The 20,131-nt window shown below is 71.3% G+C and carries 20 protein-coding genes; 11 read left to right on the top strand and 9 right to left on the bottom strand.

Features of this window, described 5'->3' with window-relative positions; genetic code table 11:
- Window positions 1-62: 62 nt before the first annotated feature.
- The 8 genes from AC4BGC_RS16415 (at window position 63) to AC4BGC_RS16380 (ending at window position 7,766) form a co-directional block, all read left to right on the top strand.
- Window positions 63-959 carry a DMT family transporter gene (locus AC4BGC_RS16415; protein WP_490547368.1) on the top strand — a complete coding sequence of 299 codons (897 nt, stop codon included), beginning with the start codon at window positions 63-65 and terminating at the stop codon, window positions 957-959.
- 177 nt (window positions 960-1,136) lie between these two features.
- The gene (pdhA, locus tag AC4BGC_RS16410) at window positions 1,137-2,285 is read left to right on the top strand and encodes a pyruvate dehydrogenase (acetyl-transferring) E1 component subunit alpha (RefSeq protein WP_490556649.1); all 1,149 of its coding nucleotides are present in this window, start codon (window positions 1,137-1,139) and stop codon (window positions 2,283-2,285) included.
- Between the two features lie 32 nt (window positions 2,286-2,317).
- The gene (locus tag AC4BGC_RS16405; protein WP_490556647.1) at window positions 2,318-3,301 is read left to right on the top strand and encodes an alpha-ketoacid dehydrogenase subunit beta; all 984 of its coding nucleotides are present in this window, start codon (window positions 2,318-2,320) and stop codon (window positions 3,299-3,301) included.
- A gap of 1 nt (window position 3,302) precedes the next feature.
- On the top strand, window positions 3,303-4,769 hold the full coding sequence (locus AC4BGC_RS16400) for a dihydrolipoamide acetyltransferase family protein (protein ID WP_490556646.1): 1,467 nt from the start codon (window positions 3,303-3,305) through the stop codon (window positions 4,767-4,769).
- Window positions 4,770-4,794: 25 nt separating this feature from the next.
- The gene (locus tag AC4BGC_RS16395; RefSeq protein WP_490556645.1) at window positions 4,795-5,706 is read left to right on the top strand and encodes an ABC transporter ATP-binding protein; all 912 of its coding nucleotides are present in this window, start codon (window positions 4,795-4,797) and stop codon (window positions 5,704-5,706) included.
- Window positions 5,706-6,521, top strand: a complete 816-nt coding sequence (locus tag AC4BGC_RS16390) for a hypothetical protein (protein WP_490547373.1) — start codon at window positions 5,706-5,708, stop codon at window positions 6,519-6,521. The genes AC4BGC_RS16395 and AC4BGC_RS16390 overlap by 1 nt, the downstream gene beginning before the upstream one ends.
- Window positions 6,522-6,654: 133 nt before the next feature.
- Window positions 6,655-7,302 carry a CDP-alcohol phosphatidyltransferase family protein gene (locus AC4BGC_RS16385; RefSeq protein ID WP_490547374.1) on the top strand — a complete coding sequence of 216 codons (648 nt, stop codon included), beginning with the start codon at window positions 6,655-6,657 and terminating at the stop codon, window positions 7,300-7,302.
- On the top strand, window positions 7,299-7,766 hold the full coding sequence (locus AC4BGC_RS16380; protein ID WP_490556644.1) for a VTT domain-containing protein: 468 nt from the start codon (window positions 7,299-7,301) through the stop codon (window positions 7,764-7,766). Before AC4BGC_RS16385 ends, AC4BGC_RS16380 begins: the two co-directional genes overlap by 4 nt.
- An 11-nt stretch (window positions 7,767-7,777) precedes the next feature.
- Here the strand turns inward: AC4BGC_RS16380 and AC4BGC_RS16375 are convergent, their stop codons facing one another.
- From AC4BGC_RS16375 to AC4BGC_RS16360, 4 genes are read right to left on the bottom strand one after another with little or no spacing between them, the layout of a single operon-like run.
- Complete coding sequence (locus AC4BGC_RS16375; RefSeq protein ID WP_490556643.1) at window positions 7,778-8,629, bottom strand: SDR family oxidoreductase; 852 nt, start codon at window positions 8,627-8,629, stop codon at window positions 7,778-7,780.
- Window positions 8,629-9,489, bottom strand: coding sequence for an LLM class F420-dependent oxidoreductase (locus AC4BGC_RS16370; RefSeq protein WP_490547377.1), 861 nt, complete (start codon window positions 9,487-9,489; stop codon window positions 8,629-8,631). Before AC4BGC_RS16370 ends, AC4BGC_RS16375 begins: the two co-directional genes overlap by 1 nt.
- A gap of 55 nt (window positions 9,490-9,544) precedes the next feature.
- Complete coding sequence (locus AC4BGC_RS16365; RefSeq protein WP_490556642.1) at window positions 9,545-10,561, bottom strand: Rossmann-fold NAD(P)-binding domain-containing protein; 1,017 nt, start codon at window positions 10,559-10,561, stop codon at window positions 9,545-9,547.
- 51 nt (window positions 10,562-10,612) lie between these two features.
- Window positions 10,613-11,563: an LPS-assembly lipoprotein LptE gene (locus AC4BGC_RS16360; RefSeq protein WP_490556641.1), complete on the bottom strand. Its 951-nt coding sequence runs from the start codon at window positions 11,561-11,563 to the stop codon at window positions 10,613-10,615.
- A 61-nt stretch (window positions 11,564-11,624) separates the two neighbouring features.
- Between AC4BGC_RS16360 and AC4BGC_RS16355 the strand changes: the two genes are divergently transcribed.
- The gene (locus AC4BGC_RS16355) at window positions 11,625-12,236 is read left to right on the top strand and encodes a hypothetical protein (protein ID WP_490547380.1); all 612 of its coding nucleotides are present in this window, start codon (window positions 11,625-11,627) and stop codon (window positions 12,234-12,236) included.
- 207 nt (window positions 12,237-12,443) lie between these two features.
- Here the strand turns inward: AC4BGC_RS16355 and AC4BGC_RS16350 are convergent, their stop codons facing one another.
- From AC4BGC_RS16350 to AC4BGC_RS16335, 4 genes are read right to left on the bottom strand one after another with little or no spacing between them, the layout of a single operon-like run.
- A complete protein-coding gene (locus AC4BGC_RS16350; RefSeq protein WP_490547381.1) occupies window positions 12,444-12,920 on the bottom strand; it encodes a GNAT family N-acetyltransferase in 477 nt (158 codons plus the stop codon).
- Complete coding sequence (locus tag AC4BGC_RS16345; protein WP_490556640.1) at window positions 12,917-13,858, bottom strand: oxidoreductase; 942 nt, start codon at window positions 13,856-13,858, stop codon at window positions 12,917-12,919. The genes AC4BGC_RS16350 and AC4BGC_RS16345 overlap by 4 nt, the downstream gene beginning before the upstream one ends.
- Entirely contained in the window at window positions 13,855-14,688 is an 834-nt protein-coding gene (locus AC4BGC_RS16340) for a maleylpyruvate isomerase family mycothiol-dependent enzyme (RefSeq protein WP_490556639.1), read from the bottom strand. Before AC4BGC_RS16340 ends, AC4BGC_RS16345 begins: the two co-directional genes overlap by 4 nt.
- Before the next feature lie 16 nt (window positions 14,689-14,704).
- Window positions 14,705-14,929 carry a DUF6458 family protein gene (locus AC4BGC_RS16335; protein ID WP_490547384.1) on the bottom strand — a complete coding sequence of 75 codons (225 nt, stop codon included), beginning with the start codon at window positions 14,927-14,929 and terminating at the stop codon, window positions 14,705-14,707.
- Between the two features lie 123 nt (window positions 14,930-15,052).
- On the opposite strand from AC4BGC_RS16335, the gene AC4BGC_RS16330 reads away from it, so the two are divergent.
- Together AC4BGC_RS16330 and AC4BGC_RS16325 are read left to right on the top strand one after the other, a co-directional pair.
- Window positions 15,053-16,006, top strand: a complete 954-nt coding sequence (locus tag AC4BGC_RS16330; RefSeq protein ID WP_490556638.1) for an LLM class flavin-dependent oxidoreductase — start codon at window positions 15,053-15,055, stop codon at window positions 16,004-16,006.
- 53 nt (window positions 16,007-16,059) lie between these two features.
- Window positions 16,060-18,084: an acyltransferase family protein gene (locus tag AC4BGC_RS16325; protein ID WP_490556637.1), complete on the top strand. Its 2,025-nt coding sequence runs from the start codon at window positions 16,060-16,062 to the stop codon at window positions 18,082-18,084.
- Window positions 18,085-18,129: 45 nt separating this feature from the next.
- Here the strand turns inward: AC4BGC_RS16325 and AC4BGC_RS16320 are convergent, their stop codons facing one another.
- A complete protein-coding gene (locus tag AC4BGC_RS16320) occupies window positions 18,130-20,007 on the bottom strand; it encodes an acyl-CoA dehydrogenase (protein WP_490556636.1) in 1,878 nt (625 codons plus the stop codon).
- Between the last annotated feature and the right edge of the window lie 124 nt (window positions 20,008-20,131).

Below are 20,131 nucleotides of genomic sequence, written 5' to 3'. Positions count from 1 at the left end.
CCGTCGAGTCAAGCAGATCTAGGGTGGGGCGACACCCTGCCAGCCCACGGAACGGGAGACCGATGGCCAGCACCCGGCACCTCCCGTTCCTGCCCGCGGCCGGGTTCGTGCTGGTGTGGTCCTCGGGCTACATCGCCGGTCCGTACGGCGTGGAGGCGATGTCCCCGCTGATGCTGGTGGCGGTGCGGTTCCTGCTGGCGGCGGTGATCGCCTGGGCGCTCGCCCGGGTGCTCCGCGGACCGGTGCGGGTCACCCGGGCCGATGCCGTGCGGATCGGGCTCTCCGGCTTCGTGCTCAACGGGGTGCAGTTCGCCGCGATGTACATCGCCTTCGACGCGGGCCTGGGAGCGACGCTCGCCTCGTTGATGCACTCGCTGAGCCCGGTCCTCACCGCCCTGCTGGCCGCCGCGTTCCTGGGGGAGCGGCTCAGCCGGGTGCAGGTCCTCGGCTTCGTCATCGGTGTCGCCGGGGTGGTGCTGGTGCTGGGCCCCGACGTGGACCAGGCGGGCGGAACCGTGGGGATCCTGTGCGGGGTGGTGAGTGTGCTCGCCCTGAGCGCCGGCACGCTGGGGCAGCGCTGGATCGGGTACGCGCCGGATCCGCTGTGGTCCGGCGCGATCCAGTTCGGCGCGGCGGCTCCGCCGTTGCTCCTGCTCGCGGTGCTGGTGGAGGGGACCGGCGTCGTACGCGATCCGGCAGCGGCCGGGATCGCCCTGGTCTACCTGGCGGTGGTGAACTCGATCCTCGGTCTCGGGCTGCTCGGGATCCTGGTCCGGGCCCGTGGCGCCGGGGCGGCGGCGAGCGTGTTCTTCCTGATGCCGCCGGTGACGGCCGTGCTGGCCTGGCTGCTGCTCGGCGAGACGCTGAACACCCGGGAGGTGGTCGGTCTGGTGATCGCCGTCGTCGGCGTCGCGGCCGCCACTCGCAGCCGCCGGCCGCGGAAGTTCCAGCCCGCCTGACCGGGGGCGCTGGGTCACGGTCCGGATCGTCCGTTATCTTGTCGGGGGAAGTGTGGCCTGGGTCACAGTGCTCCCACCCAATCAATGGGCCGTCGGCCGCGCCATCCCTGCGACCGCCGACCCGCTGCACGTCGCGATCGCGGAGACCCCGCACTCGCCCGGAGACAGGAGTGTGTGATGCCCGATTTCGGTCCCGACCTCGTGGAGGCCTTCGGCCCCTCGCTGGCCGACGGCGGCCCGGAGCTGGTCCAGCTCCTCACCCCGGAGGGTGAGCGCGTGCACCACTCCGACTTCGACCAGGACTTCAGCGGCGACCAGCTGCGGGGCTTCTACCGCGACATGGTGATGACCCGCCGCATCGACACCGAGGCCACCGCCCTCCAGCGTCACGGCGAGCTCGGCATCTGGGCCCAGCTGCTGGGCCAGGAGGCCGCGCAGATCGGTGCCGGCCGCGCGCTGCGGCCCCAGGACCACGTCTTCCCCACCTACCGCGAGCACGGCGTCGCCTGGTGCCGCGGCATCGACCCGCTCAAGCTGCTCAGCCTCTTCCGCGGCGTCGACCACGGCAGCTGGGACCCCAAGGAGACCAACTTCGGCCTCTACACGATCGTGATCGGCGCGCAGACCCTGCACGCGACCGGCTACGCGATGGGGGTGCAGCGCGACGGCGCGGTCGGCACCGGTGACCCGGACCGGGACACGGCCGTGGTCGCACACTTCGGCGACGGCGCCAGCAGCCAGGGCGACGTCAACGAGGCGTTCATCTTCGCCGCCTCCTACAACGCGCCGGTCGTGTTCTTCTGCCAGAACAACCAGTGGGCCATCTCCGAGCCGATCGAGCGGCAGAGCCGGATCCCGCTCTACCAGCGGGCGCTGGGCTTCGGGTTCCCCGGCGTCCGGGTCGACGGCAACGACGTGCTCGCGACGTACGCCGTCACGCAGGCCGCCCTGCAGCGGGCCCGCGAGGGCAGCGGGCCCACGCTCGTGGAGGCCTACACCTACCGGATGGGCGCGCACACGACCACCGACGACCCCACCCGCTACCGGCTCTCCGACGACGTGGAGCGGTGGAAGCTCAAGGACCCGATCGCCCGGCTGGAGGTCTACCTGCGCCGCAACGGGCTGGTCGACGACGCCTTCGTCGCGGACCTCAAGGGTGAGGCCGACGAGCTCGGGCACCGCCTTCGTGAGGGGTGCAAGGCGCTGCCCGACCCGGCGCCGCTGGACCTGTTCGACTACGTCTACGCCGAGGAGACCGTCGAGCTGCGCGAGCAGCGCGCCGGCTACGCCGCCTACCTGGAGAGCTTCGAGGGGGCCCAAGGATGAGCCCAGTGATGAGCCCAGGGATGAGCCCAGGGATGAGCACCCAGAAGATCACCCTCGCCAAGGGCCTGAACATGGGCCTGCGCAAGGCGATGGAGGACGACCCCAAGGTCCTGGTGATGGGCGAGGACGTCGGCAAGCTCGGCGGGGTCTTCCGGATCACCGACGGGCTGCAGAAGGACTTCGGCGAGGACCGGGTGATCGACTCGCCGCTGGCCGAGTCCGGCATCGTCGGCACCGCCGTGGGGCTGGCGCTGCGCGGCTACCGCCCGGTGGTGGAGATCCAGTTCGACGGGTTCGTCTACCCGGCGTACGACCAGATCGTGTGCCAGGTCGCCAAGATGAACTACCGCTCCAAGGGCAGGTCGCCGATGCCGATGGTGATCCGGATCCCGTTCGGTGGCGGCATCGGGGCGGTCGAGCACCACTCCGAGAGCCCGGAGGCACAGTTCGCGCACACGCCGGGCCTGAAGGTGGTCGCCTGCTCGAACCCCGTGGACGGCTACTGGATGATCCAGCAGGCGATCGCCTCCGACGACCCGGTGGTCTTCCTCGAGCCCAAGCGGCAGTACCACGCGGACAAGGCCGACCTCGACGAGTCCGCCACCCCCGAGCCGCTGTTCACCAGCCGTGTCGTGCGGCGGGGCACGGACGCGACCGTGCTCGCCTACGGCCCGATGGTGAAGATCGCGATGCGGGCCGCCGAGGCGGCCGCGACCGAGGGCCGCTCGCTGGAGGTGATCGACCTGCGCACGCTGAGCCCGCTCGACCTCGAGCCGGTCTTCGCGTCCGTACGCCGCACCGGCCGCGCCATCGTCACCCACGAGGCCCACGTCAACCTCGGCATGGGCGCCGAGGTGGCCGCGCGCATCCAGGAGGAGTGCTTCTACTCCCTGGAGTCGCCGGTGCTGCGGGTCGGCGGGTTCGACACCCCCTATCCGGCCTCCCGGATCGAGGAGGACTTCCTGCCCGACCTCGACCGGCTGCTCGACGCCGTCGACCGGTCGCTGGAGTTCTGAGATGGCCGACTACCTGCTGCCCGACGTCGGCGAGGGGCTCACCGAGGCGGAGATCGTGTCCTGGCGCGTCCGCGAGGGCGACGTCGTGGAGATCAACGACATCGTGGTGGAGATCGAGACGGCCAAGTCGCTGGTCGAGCTCCCTTCGCCCTACGCCGGGACGGTGACCGCCCTGCTCGTCTCCGAGGGCGACACCGTCGAGGTGGGAGCCCCGATCATCTCGATCGGCGAGGCCGCCGAGCAGCCCGCGGGGCCGGCCGACCTCAGTGGGATGGACCTCTCCAACCCCGCCGCCAGCGGGGGCGGTGAGGGGGAGAGCCTGGTCGGGCGCAACAAGGCCGACCGCGGGCCGGTGCGCCGTGCGCGCAGGGGTCCCGCGTCGCCGCCGACCGAGGCGGGCGCCGCGGCCCAGCTGCAGCTCCAGGGGGCGTTCGCGCCCGGCGGCGCCGAGTCCGCGGCCGTGGTCGAGGCGGACGAGCCGGCCGTCCCGGCGCACAGCGTGGCGCCGGCCGAGACGAGCCCCGAGCCGGGCTCCGGCCCGGGTCGTCCCCGCGCCAAGCCCCCGGTGCGCAAGCTCGCCAGGGACCTCGGCGTGGACCTCGCCTCGCTGACCGGGACCGGCCCGGACGGGACGATCACCCGCGACGACGTGCAGGCCGCGGTGGCGGGGAGCGAGCCCACAGGGGTCGATCCTGCCGAAACCCCTCGGGCTGCGCGCGGGGGCGGGGTTTCGACAAGCTCGACCACCGGATCGGGCGGCGGGGAGCGGCGGGAGCCGGTGAAGGGCGTGCGCAAGGTGATGGCGCAGGCGATGGTGTCCTCCGCGTTCACCGCACCCCACGTGACCGAGTGGGTCACGGTCGACGTCACCCGGACGATGGAGTTCCTCGACCGGTTGCGGGAGCACCGGGAGTTCCGCGACGTGAAGGTGTCCCCGCTGCTGGTGCTCGCCCGGGCGGCGATGCTGGCGATGCGGCGTACGCCGGAGATCAACTCGTTCTGGGACGAGGCGGCGCAGGAGATCGTGTTCAAGGACTACGTGAACCTCGGCATCGCCGCGGCCACCCCCCGCGGGCTCGTCGTACCCAACATCAAGGACGCCGGCCGGCTCGGCCTGCTCGACCTCGCGCGGTCGCTGAACCAGCTCACCTCCGTCGCCCGCGAGGGGCGGACGCAGCCGCCCGAGATGGCGGGCGGGACCTTCACGATCACCAACGTCGGTGTTTTCGGGATCGACGCCGGCACGCCGATCATCAACCCGGGGGAGTCCGCGATCCTGTGCCTGGGTGCGGTGCGGAAGATGCCGTGGGTGGTTTCGACAGGCTCGACCGACGAGATCGTCGTACGCCAGGTCACCCAGCTCGCGCTCAGCTTCGACCACCGCCACGTCGACGGGGAGAAGGGGTCGCGGTTCCTCTCCGACGTTGCTGCGATGATGCAGGACCCAGCAGCAGCGCTGATCTACTGACGCTGCGACGAGTCCAAGGAGCAGCGTGGCGGCCGGAGCCCGGATCGAGATCACCAACCTGACCAAGAAGTTCGGCAGCTTCACCGCCGTCGACGACCTCACCTTCACGGTGGAGCCGGGGCGGATCACCGGCTTCCTCGGCCCCAACGGCGCGGGGAAGACCACCACCCTGCGGATGGCGCTCGGGCTGGTCCGGCCCACCTCGGGCGGCGTCACCATCGACGGTAAGGCGTACGCCGACCTCGGCAACCCGCTCGCCACGGTCGGTGCTGCGCTCGAGGCGACGAACTTCCACCCGGGCCGCTCCGGGCGCGACCACCTGCGGGTGATGGCCTCGACCCACGGGATCCCGGACACCCGCGTCGACGAGATGCTCGAGCTCACCGGGATCCCCGCGTTCGCGCGGCGCCGGGCCGGTGCGTACTCGATGGGCATGCGGCAGCGGCTCGCCCTCGCGGCGGCACTGCTCGGCGACCCGAAGGTGCTGATCCTCGACGAGCCGGCCAACGGGCTCGACCCCGAGGGCATCCGCTGGCTGCGCGGGTTCCTCTCCCGGCTCAGCCGTGACCAGGGCAAGACGATCCTGGTCTCCAGCCACCTGCTCCTCGAGGTCGCCCAGACCGTCGACGACGTGGTGATCCTCGCCAACGGCAGGCTGGTCCGGCAGGGCAGCATGTCCGAGCTGAGCGGCACCGCCACGGCGCGGGTGCGCACCTCCGACCCGGTCCGGCTGGCCGAGGCGCTGCTGGCGGCCGGGCTCGGCTCGACCACCGCCGCGGACGGCCTGCTGACCGTCGAGACCGACGACCTGCGTCAGGTCGGCGACGTGGCCCTGACCGCCGGGCTGCCGGTCTGGGAACTGCGTGCGCAGCGTCCCGACCTCGAGCAGCTGTTCCTGTCCCTCACCGAGGGCACCAACCGCAACCAGGTGGCCTGATGAACGTCTCCTTCCCCCGCGTCGTGCGCTCCGAGCTGCTCAAGTTCTTCACCACCCGGCTGTGGTGGGGGATGGCGATCGGCATCTTCCTCGCAGGCGCTGCGTTCGCGCTCCTCTTCGGCATCCTGTTCACCTCCGACGCCGCCACGACCGCGGGCGGGCAGGCCGGGATGCCGACCGGTGACGACCTGCAGATCGCCAACAGCGTCTACACCGCCGGGATCAGCTTCGGCTACCTGCTGATGCTGACCATCGGGGTGATCCAGATCGGTGCCGAGTACCGGCACAGCACCATCACCACGACCTTCCTCGCCGTCCCGCGCCGCGCGACGGCGATGCTCGCCAAGGTGGTGGCACTGCTGATCATCGGTGTCGTCTACGGGGTGATCAGCCTGCTGGGCTCGGTGTCGGTGGGCGCGCTCACGCTCAGTCTTCGTGGGGCCGATGCGTTCCCCTCCGCCGAGGTGCTGCGCACGCTGGCGCTGAGCCTGCTCGTGCTCGGGCTGTGGGCACTGATCGGGCTCGGCATCGGGATCCTGATCCCCAACCAGGTCGCCGCCCTGCTCGTCGGCATCGGCGTGGCCTGGATCGTGGAGCCGCTGGTCGGCCTCGCGATCAGCGCCTGGGACTTCGGCGCCGAGCACATTGCGCCGTTCATGCCGACCGAGGCGACCAACGCCGTGGTGAACGCGGTGCAGAACTCCCCGGACGCAACCCGCCTGAGCTGGTGGGCCGCGGCCATCGCACTCGGGTGCTGGGCAGCGGCGCTCTCCGGGATCGGGGTCCTGCTCACCACGCGGCGCGACGTGAGCTGAGGCCGGCCCCCTTTGGCCCGGCGGCTTACGTAGGACCCTGTGCGCACCCCCGGTGTCCAGAAGACTCGAACTCGGGGGCCGTACAGGGTCATGCCTGATGGGATATTCGCCCGCGCGGGCCTAGCGTTGGCACATGACCGAGCCAGGCAGGGTCACGGCCGACCCGTCGCGGGAGCGACTGCAGACGCCGGCGACCATCGTGACGATGGTCCGCACCGTCGCCTCCGTGGCGCTCGCGGCGACGGCCGCGGGCCAGGAGAGCCTGACGCTGCTGGTGATCGCGCTGGTCGTGCACTGGGTCGGTGACTCCCTCGACGGCCTGGTGGCCCGCGTCCTGGACTGCGAGACCCGTACGGGCGCGGTGATCGACATCTTGTGCGACCGGCTCTGCGTGGCCGGCTTCTACGTCGGGCTGGCCTGGCTGGAGCCGCACCTCGCCCCGGCGATCTTCGTCTACCTGACCATGTTCATGGTGGTCGACTGCTTCCTCTCGCTCAGCTTCCTCGCGTGGCCGATCACCAGCCCCAACTACTTCTACGTGATCGACCGCGGGCTGTGGCTGCGGAACTGGTCGCACCCCGCCAAGGCGGTGAACTCCGGCCTGTTCGCGATCCTGCTCCTGACGACGGGGTGGATGTGGGTGGGACTGGCGATCGCGACAGCCCTGCTCGTGGCCAAGTGCTGGTCGGTGGTCAGCCTGCTCCGCATCGGGATGCCGGTCCCGTCCGACCCGGAGGGGGTCCTGGGGCAGCCGCGGGCGGGCAACCTCGCCCGACCGTGAAGCTCGTCCTGACCACGCTGCTGGTGGCCTTCGGATCGGCGCTGCTGCCGTTCGTCAACATCGAGGCCTACCTGGCGGCCGTCGGCGCGGCGATCCGCGACGTCGGGGTGTGGCAGGTCGCCGGTGCCGCTGCCATCGGGCAGACGGCCGGCAAGGTGCTGCTGTACTCCGCGGCCGACTGGGCGATGAACCTCCCCTGGCTGCGCAGGAAGATGTCCTCCGCCAAGTGGACGAGGTCCTACGAGCGGTGGCGGGTCTGGATCGCCGACCACCCCCGCGGGACGGTCGCCCTGCTGTTCTTCTCGGCCTCGGCCGGCATCCCGCCGCTCTACGTGATCGCCGTGCTCGCCGGACAGTTCCGGGTGAACTTCTGGCTGTTCCTGAGCACCTGCCTCGTCGGCCGCTACCTGCGCTTCCTGGTGCTGCTCGGGGCGGCCGACTGGATCGTCGTACGCCTCACCTGAGCCGGGGCAGGTCAGGGCGAGCGGAGCGCCTTGAGCTTGGTGACGGCACTGCTGATCGCGTCCATCGCGCCCAGCGCGATCTTGGGGACGTTCATGCCGGCGGGCTTGAGCGGGTGCAGCAGCGCGTCGGTGCCGCCGTCAGCGAACACCACCGAGCCGACCATCAGGCTGGCCTCCTCGGAGAGCAGGAACGCCACGATGGCGGCGATCTCCTCGGGGCGGCCGGGGCGGTTCAGCGCCGTGGGATAGGCGTCGGCGAACACGCCGAGCTTGGGGTCGTTGCGCAGCTGCTCGGTCATCGGGGTGGCGATCATCCCGGGCGCGACGGCGTTGACCCGGATGCCGGCTCCGGCCCACTCGGCCTTGATCCCCTCGCGGCGGGCCCAGTACGCGAGCGCCGCCTTGGTCGCCGGGTAGATGTTCACCGCGTCCTCGCCGGAGGCGAGGCGCCGCGCCTTCTCCTCGTCGTCGGCGAGGCACGCGGCGGTCACGTCGGCGTTCCAGCCCGGCTGGGCGGTGACCGAGTTGGAGCTGATCAGGACCACGCTGGAGCCATCCCCCATCTGCGGCCGCAGGGCCGTGACCAGGCCGATGGCGCCGAAGAAGTTCAAGGAGACCACCAGCTGCGGGTCGACCCCGGTGAGGCCGGCGACCCCCGCGCACGGGACGACGCCGTCGACCTTGTCGGTCAGCCGGGCCACCTCGGCGGCCGCGCTGTCGCGGCCCGACTGGGTGGCGAGGTCGCCGATGACGTCGGTGTCGCGCAGGTCGACCCCGATCACGGTGTGGCCGTCGTGGCGCAGCCTGGTGGCGATCGCGGCCCCGATGCCCGAGGCGGCGCCGCTGACGACGTACGTGCTCATCAGGCCGCCTCGGTCGGGCGGTTCAGTGAGGCGCCCAGCCGCGCGATGAACGCGACCACGTCCTCGGCACTCCGGTCCGGAAGTCCGAACATCACCTCGTCGACCCCGAGTGCTTCCCAACGCTCCAGCTGGCCCGGCTCGAGCCGGCTGGTCAGGAGTACGACGATGCGCGGGTCGCCCGCACGGCCTGCGTCGGCCCATGCCTGGTTGAGGGCGGCGACCCGGTCCTCGATGTCGGTCTCGATCGGCGTGGTGATCCACCCGTCGGCGTTCGCGACGATCCAGTCGAAGTTCTTCGGCGTACCGCCTGCACCGACGAGGATCGGGATCCGGGGCTGCTGGACCGGCTTGGGGTAGGCCCAGCTCGGCTTGAGGCTTGCGAACTCGCCCTCGTAGGAGGCCACCTCCTCGGTCCACAGCCGCTGCATCAACTCGAGGTACTCGCGCAGCACGGTGCGCCGCTTCTTGCCGGGGACGCCGTGGTCCTCGAGCTCCTCGACGTTCCAGCCGAAGCCGACGCCGAGCGTGACCCGGCCGCCGGAGAGGTGGTCCAGGGTGGCCAGGGTCTTCGCCAGGGTGATCGGGTCATGCTCCATCGGCAGCGCGACCGCGGTGCCGAGCCGGATCGTGCTGGTCACCGCCGCCGCGGTCGCCAGCGAGACCCACGGATCGAGGATGCGCAGGTAGCGGTCGTCGGGGAGCTCACCGCCGGTCCCGGGGTGGGCCGAGTCCCGGCTGGTGGGGATGTGCGAGTGCTCCGGCACGTAGAAGCCGTGGAATCCGGCCTCCTCGGCGGCGCGGGCCGCGTCCGCGGGAGTGATGCCGCGATCGCTGGTGAAGAGCACGACAGATTTGTCCATTGGGTCATCAAAACTGAAACACGTTCTATTGTCGAGTGGCGTGGGCGAACTCGGCTCACACGAGGATCGTGTGCCAGTCGTCGAGCAGGTCCTGCTCCTCGGCGCGGGTCAGGCCGGTGCGCGGCGCGTCCGGCGCCGCGCGCAGCCACGCGAGGGTGTCGCGGGCCGTCTCCTCGACGGGGCGTGGGCGCAGCCCGGCCGCCAGGGTCGCGGTGACGTCGTGGGTGGTCATCCCGCGGCTCTCCGCGGGCAGCCACAGCGGCAGGGAGCGCGGGCCGGCCCAGTAGGTGACGTTGCGCTCGAGCAGGAAGTCGGCGGGCGCCCAGGTCACGGTCGCCTCCGCGCCGGCCGGGCCGACGGCCAGGGCCACGGCGTCGACGAGGTCGCCCAGGCGGCTGGTGGGCCCGGTGGCGTCGTACACCCCGGTGCGGCGCTGCTCGGCGCAGGAGACGATCCAGGCAGCGAGGTCGCGTACGTCGATCGCCTGGGCCTCGCGGTCCGGGGACTCCGGCGCGAGCACGTCGCCGCCCTCGGCGAGCCGCTCGACCCAGTAGGTGAACCGGCCGCTCGGGTCGCCCGGGCCGATGATCACCCCGGGGCGGACCACCAGCGCCTCGTGGGCCCGGGTCCTGACCAGCTGCTCGCAGGCCACCTTGTTCGAGCCGTGCTGCTCGGGGGAGTCCTCGTCGAGGTCGCTGCCGGCCGCCGGGAGCAGGGCCGGGAGCAGGGCCGGGAGCAGGGGGAGTGTCTCGGGCGTGCCGCCGGGGGTCGACTGGTCGGCGTACACGCTGATCGTGGAGACGAAGGTCCAGTGCGGGACCCGGTCGGCCAGTGCCTCCAGCGCCGCCGCGACCCAGGACGGCGTCCGAGCCACGTCGATGACCGCGTCCCACTCGCCCTGCAGCGCCGACCAGTCCGGGCGCTGCCGGTCCAGCGGGACGTGCCGGGCGCCGTCGGGAACCGGGCCGGAGAGCCCGCGCGCGGCGCAGGTGACGTCGTGCCCGCGGGTGACGGCCTCCGCCGCGACCGCCCGGGAGAGGAACTGGGTGCCGCCGAGGACGAGGAGTCGCATTCGCTCAACCTGCTACGAGTCCGGTGCAGCGCGCAAGGACGAGAGGACGCCTCAGTAGCCCGGGATTCGGATCACCAGCTCGTCGCCGCGGACCGCGATCGTGCCGGAGAAGGCGAACGGGACGGTGTCGGTGACCTGCTCGGTGGCACCGGTCTCGCGGTCACGGACGACTCCGGTCATCCGTCCCAGCGGCGGGTCCGGGGTGCTCAGCTGCCAGTCCGCGGCGCCTGCCTCGACGCTGGTCCGGGGGTAGGAGTCCAGCGTCCACTGCGAGGACTCGAGCCCCCCGACGAACGCCTTGCGGGCGGGACAGCCGGCCGGGCGGTTGCCCCGCAGCGGCTCCGTGCAGCGCTTCACGAAGGACCGCACCGCCCGGTCGACCTGCGCCCGGCCAGGAGGACGCAGCCGGGCCGGGAACTCCAGGCCGTCAAGGCGCAGGCTGCGGGTGTCGACCCGCTGGGTGGGGCCGTGGTCGACGTAGCGGTCCGCGCCACCGACGCCGACGTCGTACTCGCCCGGTGGCAGGTAGAACGACTGCCCCTCGCCGGGCAGCGGGCCGACGTCCACCTGCACCCCGCTGATGGACACCGACGTCACACCCGGACCACGCAGCTTGATCGTGGGCAGCGCGGAGCCGACGAACTCCCCGGAGCGACGCAGCTCGGGCTCGAGCCACGGCCTCGACTCCTGGTCAGGCAGCCGCAGGGCGTAGCGCACCGAGTCCAGGTCCGTGTCGGTCCGTTCGAGCTCGACCTCCTGGCCGGCCAGGGCGCCACGCTCCAGCACGGCGTCGGTCAGCAGGGCGGTGGAGACGGCGTACCGGCGGTCCTCGACCAGCTCGATCGCCGCGGCCGAGTCGGCGTCCACCAGCGCGCGCTCGAGGGCCTCCACGCGTCCCTGGGCGCTGCCCGGATCCGGCGCGGAACCACCCGGGCCGCACGCCGAGGACACAGCGAGGGCGGGGCCGAGAAGCCACACCAGTGCGCCCCGGGCCCGCGTCATCGGGTGAGCATGGCAGACGTTTCGCCCCGCCGGACGTGACCTGCGACCTAAAATCGGGAGGGTGCACAGACTCCTGGCTGCGGCCATCTCCTTGCTGGTGATCGGCGCGGCCCTGGTCGTCGCCGCCCCCGCCGGATCGGCTGCCTCACCCTGGCGAGCCGTGGTCACCTTCGACAAGTCCTGGCAGAACCCGTCCAGCTCGCGCCTGGTCTGGGAGCTCCAGCAGCGCCGGGCCGGTGCCTGGAAGACCGTGGAGACCCGCAGCTGGCGGGCCGGCTCAGGAATGCTCGGCCGCGCGGGGGTCAACTCCTGCGCCAAGAACAAGGGCTGGCTGCCCAACGGCACCTACTCGATGCGCCAGCACGACAACTACCCCGGCAACCTGATCAAGGGCCGTGCCTTCCGGATCGACGACAAGACCTGCCCGAACGGCACCCGCCGCGTGGACCTGTTCATCCACACCGAGCAGGGCCGGGGCAACCGGCAGTGCCGTGACCGCCGCGGCGACCAGGTCTGCCGCTGGGAGGTGCCCCGCATCAACGACTACAAGTCGGCCGGCTGCATCAAGCTCGCCCCCCGAGACCTCGCCGAGCTGGTCCGCCTCTACCAGCGCCACTTCTCCGCCAACGTGAGGTACTCCAAGAACCAGGTCGTCCTCCGCGTCGTCAACTGAGCACGCCGAGCGGGCAATTGCGTCCCGCCGTTGCGCGCCGAGCGGGCAGAAATGTCTCGCGAAAACGTCTCGAGCGGGCAGTAATGGTCGGCCGAGATCGGCGGGTGCGGACACAATCGCCCGCTCAGCGGCCACGGCGCGACGTTTGTGCCCGGTCGGCGGGCTACGGCGTGACGTTTGTGCCCGGTCGGCGAGCTACGGCGCGACTCAGGTGGGGAGGGTCTTGAGGAACATCGAGACGAGGTGGCCGGCGGAGACGCGTTGGCCGACCTCGGCGAAGCCGCGGGCGTGGTGGAAGGTGAGGGAGGCGTGGTTCGGGGGGTCGAGGTTGACCTCGAGGGCGAACAGCGGGCGCCCGCAGGTCGACTCCAGCTCGTCGTAGACCTGGGTGCCGAGCCCGCGGCGACGGAAGTCCTCGTGGATGACCACCCGGTCGAGGTAGCAGAAGTTGTCGAAGCGCCGGGAGAACCAGCCGAAGTTCTCCCCGTCGTACGCCGAGCCGGAGGCGAACGTGATCACGAAGCCCGCGAACTCGCCGTCCACGTCGATGACCGCCGCCGTGTCGGCGAGCTCCACGAGCTGCTCCAGCCGGGGTTCGTCGAGCGGGGCGAGCACCTCCACGTTGCGCTCGTTGAGCGCCAGCACATCGGCGTGGTCGGCAGCGGTGATGGGTCGCAGGATCACTGGTCGAGGAACCTCACGCCGGTGGCCTCCTCGCTGATCTCCCACAGCCGGCGCTGCGCCTCCCGGTCGGTGGCAAGCTTGCGCGGGTTCACGATCCGCGGATGGCCCTTCATCTGCAGGACGCCGCTCGGGCCAACGTAGGTCGACCCCGGCAGGTCGGCCGTGGCCGCCATCAGGGTGGGCAGCGCTCCCAGCTCCGGCGGCTGTCCGGCGACCTCGAAGACCGCCTGCATGATGGTGGCGCTCCACCGCAGCCGCTGCTTGGTGTTGCCGTGGTTGCGACCGGCGCCCATCAGTCCGGTCGCGGAGTAGCCGGGGTGGGCGGCGAGGCCCCTGACCGGCACGCCGAGCTCACGGGCACGGCGGTCGAGCTCGAGCACGAACATCAGGTCGGCGAGCTTGGACTTCGCGTAGCCGCGGTAGCGACCGTAGTGGCCGCTCTCGTCCCGGGGGTCGTCCAGCGGCGGAGTCCGGGTCAGCCGGCTGGCCTGCGAGGCGACCGCGACGACCCGCCCGTCGCCGGAGGCCGCGAGCTGGGGCAGCAGCAGCCCGGTGAGCGCGAACGGCCCGAAGTAGTTGGTGGCCATCTGGAGCTCGAAGCCGTCGTCGGTGCGGTGGTACGGCGTGGCCATCACGCCCGCGTTGTTGATCAGGATGTCCAGTGGCCCTTCGACCTCGGTCACCGCCTTCCGGATCGAGGCGAGGTCGGAGACGTCGATCGACAGCGGATGCAGCTGCGCGCTGGGAGCCTCCTCGGTGATCGTCGCGATGGAGGCCTTGAGCTTGTCGGCGTTGCGGGCGCCGAGGATGACGTGCGCGCCGTGGCGGGCGAGCTCGATCACCGTCTTCTCACCGATGCCGCTGGTGACCCCGGTGACCAGGGCGCGCTTGCCGGTCAGGTCGGGGATGTCCTCGGGGCTCCAGGGCCTCGCGCTCACGGGGTCACCGCCAGCGAGGCGAGCAGGCGGCGGGCCAGGTCCTCGTCCCCCTCGATCCGGGCCTGCACGGACTCCGGTCCCCGTCGGCCGCCCGCGAGCACCACGAAGTCCTCGGGGGTCAGGGTCACCGAGACGTCCGGCGCGGCCGCGTCGTCGGTCGCGGTGGCGCGGCCGTCGGCGCCGACGCGCACGGTCCAGTCGAGGCCTGCCTCCGGTACGGCGAGACGGACCGTCGTGCCGACCGGCGGGGCGAGCCGCTTGCCCACCACCATCGGCAGGGCCCGGCCGAAGACCGCCAGCACGTGCCCGGCCGCGGGGGAGTCGTAGCCTCCCGGGCGGTCGATGGCGCGGCGTACGTCCTGGTCGTGCATCCACACGTCCAGCGGGCGGTTGCTCAGCAGGGTCTGGTTGTCCCACGGCATCCCGGCCGGGGTCAGCGGTGCGGCCGCCGCGGGATCCGTCGGCGGCTCGGCCTGCAGCTGCGCGTAACGGGTCGCCACGGCGTGCTCGATCTCGTCGGCGAGCGCTGACAGGTCGTGACCGCGGCGGGCCTCGACCCCCTGCTCGGTGTAGTAGCCGAGCAGCCCCCGCATGTGCGGTGCCTCGGCGACCTTGATCGTCTCCTCCGGGGTCCCGGCGAGCACTGCCTCGAGGTGGGCGATGTGCGCGACGACGTCCCGGACGGTCCACCCCGCGAGGTCGGTGGGGAGGTCCGCCTGGTCCGGCGAGATGGTGCGCACGAGGGCGACGAAGTCCGCGCACGCCCCGTGCCACAGGTCGACGAGATGGCCCAGCCGGGCGTCGGTCGGGGCCTGCGGGGCGTCAGTCATGGCGGACAGCGTACGGCTAGGCCGGCGGGTCGACCCGGCGTTCCTCGACCACGTGGGTCGAGCGTGAACGCTGCCGGTTCATGACCAGCGCCAGCACGATCGCGAGCGCGCCCAGGAGGATCAGGATCCACCCAAGCGTGTCGGTCGCGACGACGTCGTCGACGCTCGCGGGCAGGTCAACCACGTCCAGGGCGAGGATGAGGCCGACCAGCAACAGGACGACTCCGAGTCCGATTCCCATGGTGATGCTCCCTTCGGTTGCGGCGAGTGTCCCCCATCAGGGGCCCGCGAAACCGGGAATCAGGTCACGCGCGTCATGCGTGGACAAAGAAACTAAAACCTATCGACTTGCTACCTTATTGGCATGAGTTTGACCTTCCACTGGTTCCTGCCGGCGTACGGCGACCCCGGCTCCCCGGCTCCCGGCAGGCCCGGGTCCTCCGGCGGCGAGCACCGGCCCGCCACGCTGCAGCACCTCAAGGCGGTGGCCGCGGCCGCCGAGCGGTCCGGCTTCGAGTCGGTACTGGCCCCGGACGCACCCGCGGGCGAGGACGCCTGGCTGACCGCGGCGATGCTCGCCGAGGGGACCGAACGGCTGAAGTTCGCCGTCACCGTGCGCCCGGACCTGCTCGGCCCGGTCCTGGCCGCACGCATGGCCGCGACCTTCCAGCGGTACTCCGGTGGCCGCCTCCTGCTGAACGTGGTCGCGGGCGGGGACTCACCCGACGAACGGCAGCGTCAGGCCCACACGGCGCAGCTGGTCACCGGCCTGCGCCGGGAGTGGGCGAGCGACGTGCCCCTGCCGCAGGTCCTGCTCGGCGGGACCTCGCCGCAGGCCGGGGTGGTGGCGGCCGAGCACGCGAACACCTACCTGACGCCGGGGGAGCCCGCGTCCGCGGTCGCCGGCAAGATCGACTGGATCCGCCGGCTGGCCAGCGCGCGCGGACGTGCCCTGTCCTACGGCATCCGCCTGCACGTGGTCGCGCGGGAGACCAGTGCCCGGGCCCGCGCCGAGGCCGAGCGGCCGGGGCAGTGGCTCCACGGTGACGCCGGGCCGGCTCTGGTCGGGTCCTACGAGGAGGTCAGCGAGCGGATCAGCGAGTACGCCGACCTCGGCATCGACCACTTCGTCATCTCCGGCCACCCGGACCCCGAGGAGCCGGCGCGGTTCGCCGAGGGCGTCGTACCCGCGCTGTCTCGTCGTGGCCTGGTCACCGACGAGGCGGACGAGGCAGGCGAGCGCGAGGAGACCGGCGCGCGCGACGGGGAAGGAACCGGCCGGCGAGCACCGCTGGCGGTGCCTGCAACCTCCTCCTGACCCGTCCGCACGGCGCCGCTGATCGACCGATCCCGCTCGATAGGCTCGCGCGGGTGTGGACCTATCGCCCGGCACTGGACGGCCTGCGCACCGTGGCGGTCTACCTCGTCCTCCTCTTCCACGCGGACCTCCCCCAGGTGCCCGGCGGCTTCATCGGCGTCGACGTCTTCTTCGTGCTCTCCGGCTTCCTGGTCAGCAACGTCATCCTGAGCGAGTTCGACCGCACCGGCACCCTGGGCCTCGGCGCCTTCTACGGCCGGCGCATCCGCCGGCTGCTGCCGGCAGCGGTGCTCGTGATCGTCTCGACGGTCGCGCTGTTCCTGATCATCGCCTCGGTCGTACGCCGGCTGCCGATGATCGGCGACGCCCAGGCCTCCCTGCTCTACGTGGCGAACTGGCACTTCCTGACCACGGCCAACGACTACTTCGCGGCGGAGAACGACCCGAGCCCGTTCCTGCACTTCTGGTCGCTCTCGATCGAGGAGCAGTTCTACTTCTTCTTCCCGGCGCTGTGCCTGCTCGTCGCCCGGACCGGGGCTCGCTGGGAGCGTCACCTGACCCGGGTCGTGGTGGTGCTCGTCGTGGCCTCGGTCGCCAGCCAGCTGGTGTGGTCGCAGGTGAGCGCCAACCACGCCTACTACGGCACCGACGCCCGGATCTACCAGCTCCTCGCCGGCGTGCTGCTGGCGCTCGTGCTGCGCCGCTGGGCCTCCTCGGGCCAGGTCCCGCAGGCCGTGCAGGGAGCGCTCGCGATGGCGGCGACGACCGGGGCGCTGGCGCTGGCGCTGCTCGCCTTCGGCCTCGCCGACCTGACGCCGACCTGGCGCGGGCTCGGCGCGACCGTCGCCACGGTGGCGGTGATCGCCGGGCTCAGCCTGGTCCCCGGTGCCGGGCTGACCCGGCTGCTGGCCCGGCCGACGCCGGTCTACCTCGGCAAGATCAGCTACGGCACCTACCTGTGGCACTGGCCGGTGATCCTGGTGCTCAAGGAGTTCCTCGCCGTGAGCCCGGCGACGATCGCCGTCATCGCCTTCGGGCTCAGCACCGGCCTCGCCGCCCTGTCCTTCCAGGTCTTCGAGTCCCCGATCCGGCGCGCCCCGGCGCTGAACCGGTTCGGCTGGAGGGTGCTCGGCGTCGGGGTCGTGACCAGTGCGCTGGTCGCCGTGCTGGTGCCCGGGGTGCTCGACAGCCCGCGCAAGCCCTCGTTGGTCGCCTCGGGCGGCACCGAGGCGACGCGACCGGTCGACGCCACCGCAGAGGGACGCCAGCCGGTGCCCGACATCGACTTCGAGCAGGTGTCCAAGGACGTGGGCACGATCCGCACGTGTCCCGCGGACCAGCCCGAGCAGTGCACCGTCGTACGCGGCAAGGGCCCGCACCTGCTGGTGGTGGGCGACTCCCAGGCCGAGATGTTCGGGCCGATGATGGCGAAGCTGGCCGAGGAGCACGACTTCACCTACTCCGAGAACATCCTGTTCGGCTGCGCCTGGACGGTCGGGCTGGTCAACAAGCGGGTCAGCGAGAAGCTCCAGCAGCGCTGCGCCCAGAACCGCGACGACTGGTACGAGAAGGCGTTGCCCAAGCTCCAGCCCGACGTGGTGCTGCTGGTGCAGAAGCCCCGCGAGACCAAGATGTGGGAGAAGCTGCTCGTCAACGCCGACGACACCAACGACACCCTGGAGCAGCGGCAGGCCCGCGCCACCGAGCGCACCCTGACGATGCTCGCCGAGGGGCCCTGGAAGGTGCTCGTGCTGGAGTCGGTGCTCACCCCGGGCACCTTCCGGGCCGTGGAGTGCCTGGCCTCGGCGAAGATCATCGGCGAGTGCGCCGTACCCCTGCCGCGGAGCGCTCCCCGGGCTGACTCCTACTACCGCGAGGTTGCGGCGCAGCGCGACGACGTGTGGACCGCCAACGTCAACCCGGTGATCTGTCCCCGGGGGCCGCTGTGCCTGCCCGTGCGCGACGACACGGTCGTGTGGCGCGACCGGGACCACCTCACGGTGAGCTTCACCCAGCGCTTCCGCGACGAGATCTGGGCCGAGCTGAAAAAGTCAGATGCCCTCCGCGGCTTCGAGTGAAGCGCGGAGGGCACCTGAGGTACTGCGAGCCAGGCGGGGCCTGACCTAGAAGGCTGCTTCGTCGAGCTCCATCAGGGACAGGTCCACGGCCTCGGCGATGGCCAGCTCGGCGCTGAGCTTCGGCAGGTTGTACTGCGCGAAGAACTGCGCAGCCGCGACCTTGCCCTCGTAGAACGCCTTGTCCTTGGCGGAGACCTCGCCACCCAGCTTCTCCAGCGCCACCTCGGCGCCCTTGAGCAGCAGCCAGGCGCAGACGACGTCGCCGAGCACCATCAGCAGGCGGGAGGTGTTCAGGCCCACCTTGTAGATGTTCTTGATGTCGCCACCCTCGGCGGACTCGTCCGCGCTCATCAAGGTGTTGATCATCAGCCCGACCAGCGCCTGGGCGTCCTCGAGCGCCTTGGCCAGGAGCTCGCGCTCGGCCTTGAGCCGCCCGTTGCCGCCCTCGCTCTTGAGGAAGCCCTCGATCTCGCCCGCGAGGTAGCCCAGGGCCTTGGCTTGGTCCTTGACGATCTTGCGGAAGAAGAAGTCCTGGCCCTGGATCGCGGTGGTGCCCTCGTAGAGGGTGTCGATCTTGGCGTCGCGGACGTACTGCTCCACGGGGTACTCGGTCAGGAAGCCGGAGCCGCCGTAGGTCTGCAGGGACTCGGTGCCGAGCAGCACCCACGAGCGCTCCGAGCCGTAGCCCTTCACGATCGGCAGCAGCAGGTCGTTGACCCGCATCGCCAGCTCGTCGGTCTCGCCGTTGTGCTCGGCGATCTGCACCCGGTCCTGCCAGGAGGCCGTGTAGAGCACCAGCGAGCGCATCGCCTCGGAGAACGACTTCTGCACCATCAGCGAGCGTCGTACGTCGGGGTGGTGGGTGATCGTGACGCGCGGGGCGGTCTTGTTCGCGGACTCGGTCAGGTCGGCGCCCTGCACGCGGGTCTTGGCGAACTCGAGCGCGTTGAGGTAGCCGGTGGAGAGGGTGGCGATGGCCTTGGAGCCGACCATCATCCGGGCGTTCTCGATCACCTGGAACATCTGGGCGATGCCGTCGTGGACCTCGCCGAGCAGCCAGCCCTTGGCGGGCTCGCCGCCGCCGACGCCGGGGTCGCCGAAGGTGAGCTCGCAGGTGTTGGACACCTTGATGCCCATCTTGTGCTCGACGTTGGTGACGTAGGCGCCGTTGCGCTCGCCGGTGAGCTCACCGGTCTCGTGGTCGAAGTGGATCTTGGGGACGATGAACAGGCTCAGGCCCTTGGTGCCCGGCCCGCCCTTGCCCTCGACGCCCTGGGGGCGCGCCAGCACCATGTGGATGATGTTGTCGCACAGGTCGCTCTCGGCGGAGGTGATGAACCGCTTCACGCCGGTGATGTTCCAGGACCCGTCCTCGTTCTGGGTCGCCTTGGCGCGGCCGGCGCCGACGTCGGAGCCGGCGTCGGGCTCGGTGAGCACCATGGTGGTGTTCCAGCCCTTGTCGATGATGATCTGGGCGATCTTCTTGTCCCGCTCGTTGCCGTTGCGGTAGATGATCGAGGCGAAGGCCGGGCCGGCGCCGTACATCCAGATCGGGGCGTTGGCGCCGAGCACCATCTCGCCCAGTGCCCAGACCAGGCTGGCGGGGGCGGGGGTGCCGCCGAGCTCCTCGGGGAGCTGCAGGCGCCAGTACTCCGCCTCGTGCCAGGCCTGGTAGCTCTTCTTGAACGACTCGGGCAGCGGGGCGGTGTGGGTCTCGGGGTCGAAGACCGGGGGGTTGCGGTCGCTGTCCTCGTAGGAGTCAGCCAGGTCCTCGCGGGCGAGACGCTCCACCTCGGTCAGGATCGAGCGAGCGGTCTCGGCGTCGATCGCCTCGAAGGGGCCGGACCCCAGGACCTCGTCACGCCCGAGCACCTCGAAGAGGTTGAACTCGATGTCGCGGATGTTGCTCTTGTAGTGGCTCACGAACCCACCTGCATCTGTGTTGGTCGGAACTCGGCCGTGCGGTTGCTACTGGCCGGTAACAACCAGTATCTGCCGCGGGAGCGCCGCACGCAAGCGCTTCCGCATTTTGTGACCGGCGCCATGC

It is taken from the genome of Nocardioides sp. Z38_18 (genome assembly GCF_058215695.1).
Note: the sequence above shows the minus strand (reverse complement) of the source record. Positions and strands in the feature narration are given on the sequence as shown.

Excerpts from the sequence above, each read along its gene's own strand:
- AC4BGC_RS16370 (WP_490547377.1), bottom strand. The coding sequence starts at position 9,489 with ATGGACAAATCTGTCGTGCTCTTCACCAGCGATCGCGGCATCACTCCC.
- AC4BGC_RS16330 (WP_490556638.1), top strand. The coding sequence starts at position 15,053 with ATGAGTTTGACCTTCCACTGGTTCCTGCCGGCGTACGGCGACCCCGGC.
- AC4BGC_RS16360 (WP_490556641.1), bottom strand. The coding sequence starts at position 11,563 with ATGACGCGGGCCCGGGGCGCACTGGTGTGGCTTCTCGGCCCCGCCCTC.
- AC4BGC_RS16335 (WP_490547384.1), bottom strand. The coding sequence starts at position 14,929 with ATGGGAATCGGACTCGGAGTCGTCCTGTTGCTGGTCGGCCTCATCCTC.
- AC4BGC_RS16400 (WP_490556646.1), top strand. The coding sequence starts at position 3,303 with ATGGCCGACTACCTGCTGCCCGACGTCGGCGAGGGGCTCACCGAGGCG.
- AC4BGC_RS16340 (WP_490556639.1), bottom strand. The coding sequence starts at position 14,688 with ATGACTGACGCCCCGCAGGCCCCGACCGACGCCCGGCTGGGCCATCTC.
- pdhA (WP_490556649.1), top strand. The coding sequence starts at position 1,137 with ATGCCCGATTTCGGTCCCGACCTCGTGGAGGCCTTCGGCCCCTCGCTG.
- AC4BGC_RS16385 (WP_490547374.1), top strand. The coding sequence starts at position 6,655 with ATGACCGAGCCAGGCAGGGTCACGGCCGACCCGTCGCGGGAGCGACTG.
- AC4BGC_RS16375 (WP_490556643.1), bottom strand. The coding sequence starts at position 8,629 with ATGAGCACGTACGTCGTCAGCGGCGCCGCCTCGGGCATCGGGGCCGCG.
- AC4BGC_RS16405 (WP_490556647.1), top strand. The coding sequence starts at position 2,318 with ATGAGCACCCAGAAGATCACCCTCGCCAAGGGCCTGAACATGGGCCTG.
- AC4BGC_RS16365 (WP_490556642.1), bottom strand. The coding sequence starts at position 10,561 with ATGCGACTCCTCGTCCTCGGCGGCACCCAGTTCCTCTCCCGGGCGGTC.
- AC4BGC_RS16390 (WP_490547373.1), top strand. The coding sequence starts at position 5,706 with ATGAACGTCTCCTTCCCCCGCGTCGTGCGCTCCGAGCTGCTCAAGTTC.
- AC4BGC_RS16415 (WP_490547368.1), top strand. The coding sequence starts at position 63 with ATGGCCAGCACCCGGCACCTCCCGTTCCTGCCCGCGGCCGGGTTCGTG.